This is a genomic window from Brenneria sp. g21c3, assembly GCF_040240345.1.
Classification (GTDB): domain Bacteria; phylum Pseudomonadota; class Gammaproteobacteria; order Enterobacterales; family Enterobacteriaceae; genus Brenneria.
This window is the reverse complement of record NZ_JBEIAB010000002.1, coordinates 166,324-179,359: the sequence shown is the minus strand read 5'-3', so window position 1 is coordinate 179,359 and position 13,036 is coordinate 166,324. Positions and strand designations below refer to the sequence as shown.

Annotated in this window: 11 protein-coding genes and 1 other annotated feature; of the genes, 3 read left to right on the top strand and 8 right to left on the bottom strand. The window is 52.2% G+C overall.

The genetic code is table 11. The features are described 5' to 3' along the window. Positions 1–138 precede the first annotated feature (138 nt). Positions 139–708 carry an acetate uptake transporter gene (gene satP / locus ABRZ28_RS03560; protein ID WP_319604691.1) on the top strand — a complete coding sequence of 190 codons (570 nt, stop codon included), beginning with the start codon at positions 139–141 and terminating at the stop codon, positions 706–708. A 62-nt stretch (positions 709–770) separates the two neighbouring features. Here the strand turns inward: satP and ABRZ28_RS03555 are convergent, their stop codons facing one another. Both ABRZ28_RS03555 and mog read right to left on the bottom strand, forming a co-directional pair. After that, the gene (locus tag ABRZ28_RS03555) at positions 771–2,108 is read right to left on the bottom strand and encodes an MFS transporter (RefSeq protein ID WP_319604693.1); all 1,338 of its coding nucleotides are present in this window, start codon (positions 2,106–2,108) and stop codon (positions 771–773) included. A 127-nt stretch (positions 2,109–2,235) separates the two neighbouring features. Continuing rightward, positions 2,236–2,823: a molybdopterin adenylyltransferase gene (gene mog / locus ABRZ28_RS03550; RefSeq protein ID WP_319604695.1), complete on the bottom strand. Its 588-nt coding sequence runs from the start codon at positions 2,821–2,823 to the stop codon at positions 2,236–2,238. 715 nt (positions 2,824–3,538) lie between these two features. Between mog and ABRZ28_RS03545 the strand changes: the two genes are divergently transcribed. Further along, the gene (locus ABRZ28_RS03545) at positions 3,539–4,300 is read left to right on the top strand and encodes a GGDEF domain-containing protein (RefSeq protein ID WP_330519508.1); all 762 of its coding nucleotides are present in this window, start codon (positions 3,539–3,541) and stop codon (positions 4,298–4,300) included. 157 nt (positions 4,301–4,457) lie between these two features. On the opposite strand, the gene tal is transcribed toward ABRZ28_RS03545, so the two are convergent. After that, positions 4,458–5,411: a transaldolase gene (gene tal, locus ABRZ28_RS03540; RefSeq protein ID WP_319604698.1), complete on the bottom strand. Its 954-nt coding sequence runs from the start codon at positions 5,409–5,411 to the stop codon at positions 4,458–4,460. A 350-nt stretch (positions 5,412–5,761) separates the two neighbouring features. Here tal and yaaA point away from each other — a divergent pair, with 350 nt between their 5' ends. Next, positions 5,762–6,535, top strand: a complete 774-nt coding sequence (gene yaaA / locus ABRZ28_RS03535; protein WP_319604699.1) for a peroxide stress protein YaaA — start codon at positions 5,762–5,764, stop codon at positions 6,533–6,535. A gap of 78 nt (positions 6,536–6,613) precedes the next feature. On the opposite strand, the gene thrC is transcribed toward yaaA, so the two are convergent. The 5 genes from thrC to ABRZ28_RS03510 form a co-directional block, all read right to left on the bottom strand. Continuing rightward, entirely contained in the window at positions 6,614–7,903 is a 1,290-nt protein-coding gene (thrC, locus tag ABRZ28_RS03530) for a threonine synthase (protein ID WP_330519507.1), read from the bottom strand. Between the two features lie 3 nt (positions 7,904–7,906). Further along, positions 7,907–8,836 carry a homoserine kinase gene (gene thrB / locus ABRZ28_RS03525; RefSeq protein WP_319604701.1) on the bottom strand — a complete coding sequence of 310 codons (930 nt, stop codon included), beginning with the start codon at positions 8,834–8,836 and terminating at the stop codon, positions 7,907–7,909. A gap of 2 nt (positions 8,837–8,838) precedes the next feature. Further along, on the bottom strand, positions 8,839–11,298 hold the full coding sequence (gene thrA, locus ABRZ28_RS03520; protein WP_330519649.1) for a bifunctional aspartate kinase/homoserine dehydrogenase I: 2,460 nt from the start codon (positions 11,296–11,298) through the stop codon (positions 8,839–8,841). Positions 11,299–11,459: 161 nt separating this feature from the next. Then, positions 11,460–11,575: a sequence feature (Thr leader region), on the bottom strand. Then, positions 11,514–11,582 carry a thr operon leader peptide gene (gene thrL / locus ABRZ28_RS03515; RefSeq protein WP_349824361.1) on the bottom strand — a complete coding sequence of 23 codons (69 nt, stop codon included), beginning with the start codon at positions 11,580–11,582 and terminating at the stop codon, positions 11,514–11,516. It overlaps the preceding feature by 62 nt. Positions 11,583–11,793: 211 nt before the next feature. After that, positions 11,794–12,480 (bottom strand): tRNA/rRNA methyltransferase, encoded by a 687-nt coding sequence (locus ABRZ28_RS03510; RefSeq protein ID WP_330519506.1) that lies wholly within the window; start codon positions 12,478–12,480, stop codon positions 11,794–11,796. Positions 12,481–13,036: the final 556 nt, after the last annotated feature.

Below are 13,036 nucleotides of genomic sequence, written 5' to 3'. Positions count from 1 at the left end.
AGGGACATTCCCGGCGTGATGGCGACAAGCGCACCGTAATAAAAAACCTAAATCCCAAAGTGCTTGAAGTCGCCGCTACCCCGGCATCGACGTCGAGTGCGAAAGGGAATATCAACTATCTGTTATTGCTGAGGATTTATGCACTCGAACAAGTTGGCGAACCCCGGCCCGTTAGGATTGATGGGTTTCGGGATGACGACGATTTTATTAAATCTGCATAACGCAGGCTTTTTCCCGCTCTCTTCCATTATTCTTAGTATGGGCATCTTTTACGGAGGCATTGCCCAAATTCTGGCTGGTTTACTGGAATATAAAAAAGGAAATACCTTCGGCGTTACCGCATTCACCTCTTATGGCGCTTTCTGGTTAACTTTGGTCGGCATTCTGATGCTGCCCAAAATGGGTCTGGCGGAACCCAGCGATGCCCGCTTCCTGGGGGTATTCCTCGGTCTGTGGGGTATTTTCACCCTGTTTATGTTCTTCGGAACATTACGCGCCAACTTTGCGTTACAGTTTGTGTTCGCCAGTCTGACCGTGCTGTTCGCCTTACTGGCAATCGGTAATTTTACCGGCAACCATGCGCTGCTGACCTTTGCCGGCTTCGAAGGCATCATCTGTGGCGCAAGCGCCATTTATCTGGCGATGGCGGAAGTCATCAACGAACAATCAGGCCGCAAAATTCTGCCGATAGGCGAACGTCGCGCATGAATGTAAAAAACAGCGCCGCCCGGATGGGCCGGCGCTGTTTTATGCTCGGCGACAAAAGCGTATTAAACGCCGACCGTTGAACGCGAATCCTCTTCGCCGATAGCCTGGGGCGTTTCCTCGCTATTCAGATCGCGGTGCAAATAGATCCCCATCAACACCCCAAGCCCCGCCAGCGTTAACACATACCAGGCCGGAGCCAACGGCGTCGCCTTCATCATCAAGGTGACGAAAATCGGCGTTAATCCGCCAAAAATGGCGTAAGACACATTATAGGAAAATGAAATGCCGGAAAAACGTACTTCAGCCGGAAACGCCCGCACCATCACGTAGGGAACCGCACCAACGACCCCGACGCTGAATCCGACGAGCGCATACCCGACGAACAGTAATTCCGCATTGCTTGCCGCAACACTGTAGAAAAACCAACTGCACACGCCAAGGAACAAGCTGCCGCCGATAAAAATCTTGCTGGCGCCATAGCGATCGATCAACAAACCGGCAGCGACGCAGCCGAACATCAGGGTAATCGTCGCCAGGCTGTTTGCCTGCAATGCCAACGCAGCGGAGATGCCATAGACTTTCTGCAAATAAGTCGGCGCCATAAGCAGAACCACCACAATGCAGGCCGACAACATCCAGGTAAGCAGCATGGAGACCACGACCGCCCGCTTATGATTAACGACCACGGATTTCAACGGCATTTCTGACGCCAGCTTTTTATGCGCCTGCATTTCAATGAAGATGGGGGTTTCCTGCAACCAGCGCCGTAAATACATGGCGACCAGACCGAAAATCCCACCGATGAAGAAGGGTAAACGCCAGACGCCGGCCAATAGCTGTTCGGGGGTAAAGAAAGTGTTCAGCAAGGTGGCGATCATGGATCCCAGTAGAATCCCCACCGTCAGGCCGGCAGTCAACACGCCGCAGGCGAAGCCGATGCGCGCGCGCGGAACATGCTCCGCGACAAAGACCCATGCTCCTGGCACTTCTCCGCCAATCGCCGCGCCTTGCAGTATACGCATCAGCAACAGCAATAACGGCGCGGCAATGCCGATAGATTGATAAGTGGGCAACATCCCCATCGCCAGCGTAGGCAGAGCCATCAGCAAAATGCTTAGACTAAACATTTTTTTACGCCCGACCAGGTCGCCGAAGTGAGCCATGATAATGCCGCCAAGCGGACGAGCCAGATAACCGGCGGCGAAAATGCCGAAGGTCTGAACCTGACGCAGCCACTCAGGGATATCGGCGGGGAAAAAGAGATCGCCGATAACCGCCGCGAAAAAGACGAAAATGATGAAATCATAGAACTCCAGCGCGCCGCCGAGCGCGGCCAGAGAAAGCGTTTTGTAATCCTGTCGGTTTAATCGACTATGTGGTTGCTGATGCTCGCGTTCCATAAATTACCGTGCAGTGCCAGTGTGAGGATAAAGAAATCTTGCCGTAAAGTGTAAAGGCAGAATTACTATACCGGCAAAATATTTATACACCAGCAAAGCTGAATCTTATTCCTGAAATTGCTGAACTTCAGTTTTTTATTTCGCGTATGGCATTTTTAGGACGAAAAGCTGCTACTACCTGCGGATCGGTTTCAACGTAAGGCCCTTCCAGTAGTTGTATACAATAAGGAACACTGGCAAAAATTCCGGCGACGATGACCTTGCCGTCAGCATCTTTCAGGCCTTCCAGCGTTTCTTTGATGGATTTGGGCTGCCCCGGCAAATTAAGGATCAGCGCATGCTTACGAATCACTCCCACCTGCCTTGAGAGGATCGCCGTCGGCACAAATTGCAGGCTGATTTGACGCATTTGTTCACCGAAGCCCGGCATCTCGCGGTCGGCGATCGCCAGCGTCGCGTCGGGCGTGACATCGCGACGCGCGGGTCCGGTGCCGCCAGTCGTCAGCACCAGATGACAACCGCCTTCATCAACCAGTTCGCATAACGTTTGTTCAATCAGCAATTGTTCATCCGGAACCAGACGGGTTTCGATTTCAAAAGGCGTCGTCAATGCAGACGCCAGCCAGACTTCCAGCGCAGGGATGCCTTTATCCTGATAAACCCCGCTGGATGCCCGATCGGAAATGGAGACCAAACCAACACGCAATACGTTCATAAACACCCTCTAATAAAATAAAAACCAATTTTATCAGGATATTGTCCGAGTTGAGCACCTATAGTGAGAAATGTTATACGCTCGGTTCATCACCTGAGATAGCAGGTCAAACCGGTAGATGATAATAATCATGAAATACGTTTTTTAAATGAAACACATGCTTTTTAAGCTGCGCGTCACTGACGTTGAGTTTAAAAAGGTAATAGCGGCTGAGTGATTACCATTGCTAATCAAACACGCATCGGCGTTTTCTCAATATAGCTGCTTACACAAAGAAAAAGAAGGCGGCAATCATCATTACACTCACCAGTCTTTGGATAATATGGTAAAGTTAGCAGGTATTTTCGTATATAAAGATAATAAGTAAAAAAGTCACACCAAGGAAGTATTCATGAATGGCGCTAAATACAAGATATTAGAACTTTTTTCTCACCCAATATCCGCTTTTGTTATTTTTGGTTTTATTTCCTTTTCCGTCGCTATCATTGCCATGCATGAATCAAACAAAAGAACCTGGAGAGTAGAGAAGCACGACCTGGATTCAATAATTAAAACTTATGAATCATATAATTCCGGCGACGTAACAGACACCGATATAACCGAAAAGACAGGGCGTTATCTTTCCGCACGAATGAGAACCTTTGCATTTAATACCCGCGACGTTCGTGGTGAATGCATCAATAGATTATCGGTCTCAGAGTTGAAATTTAATGACATGACCATTATTCGAGTGTGCCAGAATAAACTGCCCTCGATCGGGGCGTTTGCGGGGAAGGACACGCTCACCGTCATTTTTCCTATTCTGTCGTCGCATGACGACCTGCTGGGCATTCGGATCAGAACAACGTCGTACGAGCCTCACCCTTCGCTATTCGACACGCTGTCAACCACCACCTCCGTCATTGCCGTCGTGAGCATCGTACTGCTTATCGCCATACTCGGCAGTCTGCTTTCCATTCTCGCCAGAAAGTATCTGATAGAGCTGCCTTTAACGGCAAAGTACGACGATTTGACCGGCTGCCTGCGGCGGGATGCGTTTTTTATGGCGGCGAATAAGGCGCTGAGCGTAGCCAACTTTTCCAAACGTCCCCTGTGCGTCATTCTTATCGACATCGATCATTTTAAGCATGTGAATGATACCTTCGGCCACAGCGCCGGGGATACCGCATTAAGACTGGTAGCCGATGTGTTTAAAAAATCATTCCGTCGGGAAGATATTTTTGGCCGGATAGGCGGCGATGAGTTTTCCATTATTTTACCTAACATCGCCTTGAATGACGCCTATGTGGTAGCAGAGCGCACCAGATTACGGGTCAGCGAAGCCCGCAGTGAAATATTGGGTAAGGACGTCAGCCTGACGGTCAGCATCGGACTGGTTGAATACCATATTGAATCAGAAGAGTTAACGGAAGTAATGAATCGGGCGGATGAAAAACTTTACGTCGCCAAAGAAATGCGAAATACCGTCGCTAAATAACAATCCGTTTGGCGCATTGAGCCGCTGCGAACAAACTTTGCCGTAGCCGGCATCAAGGTAATTGCGGACGTAAATATATCGCGGATATTTAAGCGGCGGTATCTAATGCGATAAAAAATAGCCAGGCGTCAACCCGGCTATTCTCTCCGACCGCTTTTTACAATAACTCGGAAATCATTTTTTCCAGTTTTTCCTGATCGACGGCGAACTTGCGGATACCTTCGGCCAGCTTATCTACGGCCATGGGATCCTGATTATGCTGCCAGTAGAACTGCGCTTCGGTCAATTTAGCCGGACGCGCCTTCACCTCGCCGGCGTAAGACAGTTTACGGGCCACTTCGCCCTCGCTTTCGGACAACTCTTTCAGCAGAGCCGGCGCAATGGTCAGACGGTCGCAGCCCGCCAACTCAATGATTTCGCCCAGATTACGGAAGCTGGCGCCCATGACGACCGTTTCATAACCGTGCTCCTTGTAGTAATTGTAGATTTCACTGACGGAAACCACGCCCGGATCTTCGCTCGGCGCGAATTCCTTTTTATCGCCATTGGCTTTATACCAGTCCAGAATACGGCCGACAAACGGCGAAATCAGGAATACGCCGGCTTCGGCGCACGCGCGCGCTTGCGCAAAGGAGAACAGCAGCGTCAGGTTGCAGTTGATGCCTTCTTTTTCCAACTGCTCGGCGGCGCGGATCCCCTGCCAGGTGGAAGCCAGTTTGATCAAAATGCGATCGTTGCCGATACCGGCATCGTTATAAAGTTTAATCAGGCGCTTGGCTTTGGCGACACTGGCTTCAGTATCATAGGACAGGCGGGCATCGACTTCCGTCGAGATGCGGCCGGGGATCAGCTTCAGGATCTCAAGGCCGATGTTAACGGCCAGTTTGTCGGTTGCGTCAATAATCTGCTGCGCATGGTCGCCGCCTTGAGCGCGCGCCCAGGCGATTGCGTCATCAATCAGCTTACGGTATTCGGGGATCTGGGCGGCATTAAGAATCAGTGAAGGGTTAGTGGTGGCGTCTTGCGGTTGATACAATTTCATTGCCGCAATATCGCCGGTATCAGCCACAACCGTTGTTAATTGGCGTAGGGAAGTCAGTTTATCCGTCATGTTGGCATTTCTCATTGTTTATGCGTGGATTACGAGAGCATGAATTATTAGTACATGAACCGATGGCATTATGTTGTCGCCTGAATCTGATAATAACACGCGTTCAATACGGCGCAAGACAGCCTTTTCATCCGTGTTGTCGAGCGGCCGAACCTCTCTCGCCGCGTTTCTCCGCCGCCATTGCAGGCGGGCGATAAAAGGTCTGTTCGATACCTTTTCGCCGGTTGATTGTTTCACTGTCAGCGCGGTTTATGACGGATGATTGCCGTCCCCTGTTATAACCATCGCCGCTTTCTTGTTTGATTTTTGCTACAGTAAGGCATTGAAATCAGTTCGATAGGACATGGCGCATGTTAATAACCCTTTCACCCGCGAAAACCCTTGATTACACCAGTCCTTTGGCCACCAAACGGTATTCCCAGCCGGAACTGCTGGATTACGCAGGCCAGTTGATCGCCATCTGCAAGCAACTGACGCCGGCGCAAATATCATCCCTCATGGGGATCAGCGACAAACTGGGCAGCTTGAATGCCGGCCGCTTTCATGACTGGCGTCCCGACTTTACGCCGGATAACGCACGGCAGGCGCTGCTGGCCTTTAAAGGCGATGTCTACACCGGTCTGGCGGCGGAAGATTTCAGCGCAGACGACTTTGATTTCGCGCAGCGACATCTGCGCATACTGTCCGGTTTATACGGTGTGTTGAAACCGCTGGATTTAATGCAGCCTTACCGACTGGAAATGGGGATTAAACTCGGCAACAAAGCGGGCAAGGATCTCTACAGTTTTTGGGGAGATGTCATCACCGACAAGTTGAACCAGGCGCTGAGTGACCAGGGCGACGATATCCTGATTAATCTGGCCTCGGACGAATACTTTAAATCGGTCCGCCCAAAAAAATTACACGCTCGCCTGATCAAACCGGTGTTTCTGGACGAGAAGAACGGCAAGTTTAAAGTCATCAGCTTTTATGCCAAAAAAGCGCGCGGGTTAATGAGCCGTTTTATTATTCAAAATCGCCTTACGCAGCCGGAACAGCTGAAAGAATTTAATTTGGATGGCTACCGCTTCGCCGACGGTGAATCTTCCGCTGATGAACTGGTATTTAAACGCCGCGAACAGTGAGGGCCGTTGCCGAGATGCCCGCCTACAGCCGCAGAGGTGTAGGCGGGGATGACAAACGCCAAATCCGGCGACGCACGTTTACCGCGGCAACGTCATCAGGAACTGGCGCAATTTAGCGAAATCATCCGGGAAATGATGCGACAACAAATCCAGATCGGCGCGTTTCGCCAGCGCTTCAGGCAGTTCCAGCTTTTTACCCAGAATTTCCTCTACGCTTTCCTTAAATTTCGCCGGATGCGCGGTACCCAGGAACAGCCCGAACTCGCCGGGTTGTAGCTGATCGCGCAGCAAACGATAGGCGATCGCCGCATGCGGCTCCGAGGTATACCCCAGCGAGTCGAGTTCATGCATGGTCTCTTTCGTGGTTTCATCGCTTACCGCGCCAAAGCCCAAGGCGCTCAACGGCCAGTTTTTACGACGGAACAGCTCTTCCACTCGCGGCCAGTTGTTCGGCTGGCTCACATCCATGGCGTTGGACAAGGTGGCGACGGTCTTATTCGGCGCCCACTCGCCATTGCTCAGGAAACGCGGCACGGTATCATTCGCGTTGGTGGCGGCGATAAAGCGCTTAATCGGCAGGCCGAGGGATTTGGCCAGCAGGCCCGCGGTCAGATCGCCGAAGTTGCCGCTCGGAACAGAAACCACCAGTTGACTACGCGCAGCCTGCGGCAGTTGGGATACGGCCTCAAAGTAGTAACAGATTTGCGCCAACAGCCGGCTGATATTGATCGAGTTCGCCGAATTCAAACCGATGGTTTGCTTCAGTTCCTCGTCATCAAACGCCTGTTTAACCAGTGACTGGCAAGCATCAAAATCGCTGTCGACCGCGATGGTGTGAATGTTGCCGCCCAGCGTACAGAACAGTTTTTCCTGTAACGGGCTGATTTTCCCGCGTGGGTAGAGGATCACCACACGGATATTCTCCAGACCGTAAAACGCGTGAGCGACTGCCGCGCCGGTATCGCCGGAGGTGGCGGTAAGAATGGTGATTTTATTGTCGCCCGCGACTTCCGTCAGCATCTGCGCCATAAAGCGGCCGCCGAAGTCCTTGAAAGCCAGCGTCGGGCCATGGAACAGTTCCAGCGAAGCGATATCTTCCGTCACGGAAGCAACCGGCGCGGGGAAGGCAAATGCCGCCTTAACGCGTTGGTATACCGTCTCTTCAGCCATTTCATCGCCGATATAGGCGGACAAAATACGGCTGCTGCGGGTAACAAAATCCAGTTGCAGCAGTTCATCAATTTCCGCCCGGCTGAACTCGGGCAGTTCCAGCGGGAAGAACAGCCCTTGCTGACTTCCCAGCCCCTGCTTGATAGCCTGAGCAAAACTGACCTGCTCGTTATGATCTTTAAGATTATAGAGTTTCATGCATTATCCCAGTAGTCGTGCGCCGGTCGTATCCAGACGGCAAATATGAACAAAACCTTCATCGTTCTGCAAATAGTTATCCCGCAGCCAGTCAGCCAGACGCTGCGCGCTATCCATATCATCGCATATGGAAAATAACGTCGGGCCGGAGCCGGAAATACCGCAGGCCAACGCGCCGATATCCTGCGCCGCTTTGCGCGCCTCGGCAAAACCGGGCAGCAGTTTCGTCCGATAAGGTTCCGCGATGACATCGTTCATCAGCTTGGCGGCCAGCGACGCCTGGCCGGTATGGCAGGCGTGAATAAAACCGGCCAGATAACGACCGTGACTGATGCAATCCTGACGCCGATACTGCGCCGGCAAAATGGCCCGCGCTTCAGCCGTCGATACTTTAATTCCAGGGTAGGCCATTACCCACAGCCAATCATCAAAGGCGGGAACCGGCTGGCTGATAATCCCCTCTTCTTCCAGCATCAATTGGATGCCGCCGAGGAAACAGGGCGCCACATTATCATAATGCACGCTGCCTGAAATCCGCCCTTCCAGTTCACCCATCAACGTCAGCAGGCGGGTATCGTCCAGCGGCTTGCCGCAGAATTCATTCATCGCCATCAGCCCCGCGACCACGGAACAGGCGCTGGACCCAAGCCCCGAGCCTATCGGCATATTCTTCTCTAACGTCATGGCGACCGGAACGGTTTTACCGATCTCCTGACAGAAACGCTCCCAGCATTGATACACAATGTTTTGCTTCGGATCATCCGGCAGCTTGCTGACAAAACGCCCTTCGCTGCGCAGGCTGAATTGATCCGCCGCGACGACGGAAACGCAGTCGCCCAGTAACGAGCCGTCTACCGGCGAAACCGCGGCTCCCAGGACATCAAATCCGACGCTGACATTGCCAATCGACGCGGGCGCATACACCTTAACCATAATTAAACTCCCAACTTCCATGACAGGGTACGCAGTAAGTCGGCGAATACACCGGCGGCGGTAACATCATTCCCCGCGCCGTACCCTCGTAATACCAGTGGCAATGGCTGATAGTAGCGGCTATAGAAAGCCAGCGCATTTTCACCATCTTTAACTTTGAACAGCGGGTCATTGCTCCCCACCGCGCTGATCTGAACTTTACAGCTCCCGTCCTCGATCACGCCGACATAACGCAGCACCTTGTCTTCATCGCGCGCCTGCGCGATGCGGCTGGCGAATTCGTCATCCACCGACGGCAAACGGCTCATGAAAGCGGCCACATCGCCGGAAGCATCAAAACCGGCCGGCAGCACGGATTCGACGTCAATGTCTTCCAGCTCCAGCTTGTAACCGGCTTCGCGCGCCAGAATCAGCAACTTGCGCGCCACATCCATACCGGACAGGTCATCACGCGGATCGGGTTCGGTATAGCCTTTTTCTTTCGCCTGCCGCGTCGCCTCAGACAGCGACATGCCTTCGTCCAGCTTACCGAAAATAAAGGACAACGAGCCGGACAGGATACCAGTAAAACGGATCAGTTCATCGCCCGCATTCAATAGATTCTGTAGATTCTCGATAACCGGCAGGCCGGCGCCGACGTTGGTGTCGTACAGGAACCGACGGCGGGACTTCGCCGCCGCATTGCGTATTTGCTGGTAATAATTCATCGAGCCGGTGTTGGCTTTCTTGTTCGGCGTAACGACGTGGAAACCATCGGCCAGAAAATCGGCGTATTGGTCGGCAACCGCCTGACTGGACGTACAGTCCACAATCACCGGGTTCAGCAAATGATACTCTTTGACCAGTCGGATCAGTCGACCCAGATTAAAAGGCTCACGGGCTTTGCCCAGCTCTTCACGCCAGCTATCCATCGGGATGCCGTTGATGTTGGTCAATAAAGCCTTGGAATTGGCAATGCCGCACACTCGCAGGTCGATATGTTTCTGCCGCAGCCACGGCTGCTGACGGTGGATCTGTTCCAGCAACGCGCCGCCGACGCCGCCGACGCCGATCACGAACACATCGATGACCTGATCGGTATTAAACAGCATTTGATGCGCGACCCGGACGCCGGTTGTCGCCATATCATTATTGACCACAACCGAAATTGAGCGCTCGGATGAACCCTGGGCAATGGCCACGATATTGATATTGGCGCTGGCCAGCGCCGTGAACAAACGAGCGGAAAGGCCGCGCAGCGTGCGCATACCGTCTCCCACCACCGAAATGATCGCCAGGCGCTGCATCACGTCCAGCGGATCCAGAACGCCCTCTTTCAGTTCCAGATAGAATTCGTCTTCCAACGTCTTTTTAGCGCGCGCCAGCTCATTTTGCGAAACGCAGAAGCTGATGCTGTATTCGGAAGATGATTGCGTAATCAGAACGACGGAGATCCCCGCCCGCGACATGGCCGCAAACACGCGGGCCGCCATGCCGACCATTCCTTTCATGCCCGGACCGGAAATATTGAACATCGCCATATTATTCAGGTTGGTGATGCCCTTAACCGGATATTGGCTGTCGCTGCTGTCCATGCCGATGAGCGTGCCGGGCGCCTGGGGATTTTCGGTGTTTTTGATAAGGCAGGGAATCTGAAACTGGGCGATGGGAGCGATGGTGCGGGGATGGAGAACTTTGGCGCCGAAGTAGGATAGCTCCATCGCCTCCTGATAGGACATCGATTTAAGCAACCTCGCATCCGGCACCTGACGCGGATCGCAGGTATAAACCCCGTCGACATCCGTCCAGATTTCACAACAGTCCGCGCGTAAACAGGCTGCCAGCACGGCGGCCGAGTAATCCGAACCGTTGCGGCCCAGCACCACCAGTTCCCCTTTCTCGTTGCCCGCCGTGAAACCGGCCATCAGGATCACATGGTCGGCCGGTATCGCGCTTTCGGCGATGCGACGAGTGGACTCGGCGATATCGACGGTAGATTCAAGATAATGTCCCTGCGCCAGCAGTTTTTCCACCGGATTAATGACGGTGACGGCATAGCCGCGAGCCTGAAACACCGCTTCCATTATCGCGATCGACAGTTTTTCGCCGCGACAGATGATGGACGCATTCACGCTGTCAGGACATTGACCCAGCAGGGAGATACCGTGCAGCACCTGTTTTAACTGCGCGAACTCTTGATCCACCAGCGACTTAAGACGCATGCCGTCAAAACCGGGCTGCGACTGTTCAAGGCCTGTAAGCAAAGAAGAGAAGATAGCTTCAGCGTCGTTTAGATGAGGCAGTATATCCTGTCCGGCCACGGTTTTTTCAATCATGGCGACCAAGTGATTAGTAATTTTTGCCGGGGCCGACAGTACGGTGGCGACCTGTCCCTGGCGCGCATTGTTTTCAATAATATCGGCAACGTGCATAAAACGTTGCGCATTCGCCACTGAAGTCCCGCCAAATTTCAACACTCGCATTTTTATCTTTTCTCCTGAATTTCTGCCGACAAAAACGCCGGAAGCGTTTTTGAATGCCGCGGTGGTGAACCGGTCGCCCACCATAAAAAGTCGCCTGGCGCGATTTTAAACCTCGCTCCGCAACGGCCTGTTACGGTGGCGGACAGGGAGCCGTCCGCTATAAAAAAAAAGCCCGCACTCTCAAGTGCGGGCTTTTTTCGTTTCTTCTGTATGCGTCAGCCCGCACCGTTACTGGTTGTACCGGTGATGGTAATAATCGTGGTGATCAGGCTGATATAACGCATTCTGAGATCTTATCTTAATCAATTTAGATTTAACTGCCCTATTAGTTAGGGCAATTAGGCTTTGAAGTCAACGGATTTCTGTTTTTCCATGGTATCCAGTCAACATGCGGAACAGTGGAATAAACCACAATTCCGCATATGCATAAAATTTTTTTTCATAAGAAATCGCAAACCAATTTATTTATCTGCAATAAAATCATTTATGCACTTTTTATTTTGATATCGCTTTTTCGACGTCATGCAGCAGCATATGCAACATCGCGGTGTCCCGCTGCTCCAGTCGCCCCAATCGTTGATGGATCCAATCCCGCAGTTTTTCATCCTCCTCCACCGCCAGATTGATTAGCAACCGATCCAATCGCTGACGCAGCGCCGATAACTGCCCTGACGCCGGCGACGCAACGGCAGCGGATTTTACCTGCATTAACTCCGCCAATTGATAGCAATACACCATCACAGCCTGACCAAGATTCAACGACGGATAGTCCGCCTTCATCGGCACGCCGGTCAACACATCCGCCAATGCCAGCTCTTCGTTGGTCAGACCGGAATCTTCACGCCCGAAAACCAAGGCGGCGGACGTTACCCAGCGCTGTTTTTCCTGCATCACGCCGAGCAACTCGGCGGGAGAGCAATAATATCGAAACCTGGCCCGGCTGCGCGCCGTGGTCGCAATGGTAAAATCGATATCCGCCAACGCCTCCGCCAGCGTCGGGAATGTTGCCGCCTCGTCCAGAATGTCCCCGGAACCATGCGCGACCCAGCGAGCCGGCGGCGTCTGATGAACGCAACTGCCGACGATCCTTAACCCGCTGAATCCCATGGTCTTCATTGCCCGCGCGGCGGCGCCGACGTTTTCAGCCCGTGCTGGCTCGACCAAAATAATATGAAACCGCATATCTCTCCTCGGCGGCGTTCAACGTCACGCGATGACCGCTTCGCCATAAAAAATTTACCGGACGCCATTTTTAACGCCGCTTACCGCAGCCCAGGGCGTGACGGACAGAGAGACGCCCGCTCTCAAAAAACGCGGCAACGCCGCGCCCGGTAGTCGAAAAAAACATCGTTCGCCCCGCTCGGAGTTAACAATAAAACAACAAAATATTGAACGACATGTTGTCCTGGAAAAGAAAAACAGCTTGGCGCAAACACACCGACAATCGCTGACGGAAGCATTTAAATTAATTTAATTTCAAATAGTTAAATAAGAAAATTCCCTATTGAACACTTTTCCCCTTGCCAGCAGCATTGACTATGCTGAATCGTTCACAAAAAATGCTAAATTGTGACTCAAACTGGCAATCCTGAAGTGTTTTTCACAAAATAGTTAACGTGCTACAATGAAATTTGATATATGTCAACATAACCGTATATTTATCAGTAAGCAAAATCAGTGCTAGCTGTTATGTTGCTGTTAATAAGGTTAAACTATGCGCCACTTTGAGTGCAGTTTA

Excerpts from the sequence above, each read along its gene's own strand:
- ABRZ28_RS03510 (WP_330519506.1), bottom strand. The coding sequence starts at position 12,480 with ATGCGGTTTCATATTATTTTGGTCGAGCCAGCACGGGCTGAAAACGTC.
- ABRZ28_RS03545 (WP_330519508.1), top strand. The coding sequence starts at position 3,539 with ATGACCATTATTCGAGTGTGCCAGAATAAACTGCCCTCGATCGGGGCG.
- thrA (WP_330519649.1), bottom strand. The coding sequence starts at position 11,298 with ATGCGAGTGTTGAAATTTGGCGGGACTTCAGTGGCGAATGCGCAACGT.
- tal (WP_319604698.1), bottom strand. The coding sequence starts at position 5,411 with ATGACGGATAAACTGACTTCCCTACGCCAATTAACAACGGTTGTGGCT.
- ABRZ28_RS03555 (WP_319604693.1), bottom strand. The coding sequence starts at position 2,108 with ATGGAACGCGAGCATCAGCAACCACATAGTCGATTAAACCGACAGGAT.
- yaaA (WP_319604699.1), top strand. The coding sequence starts at position 5,762 with ATGTTAATAACCCTTTCACCCGCGAAAACCCTTGATTACACCAGTCCT.
- satP (WP_319604691.1), top strand. The coding sequence starts at position 139 with ATGCACTCGAACAAGTTGGCGAACCCCGGCCCGTTAGGATTGATGGGT.
- thrB (WP_319604701.1), bottom strand. The coding sequence starts at position 8,836 with ATGGTTAAGGTGTATGCGCCCGCGTCGATTGGCAATGTCAGCGTCGGA.
- thrC (WP_330519507.1), bottom strand. The coding sequence starts at position 7,903 with ATGAAACTCTATAATCTTAAAGATCATAACGAGCAGGTCAGTTTTGCT.
- mog (WP_319604695.1), bottom strand. The coding sequence starts at position 2,823 with ATGAACGTATTGCGTGTTGGTTTGGTCTCCATTTCCGATCGGGCATCC.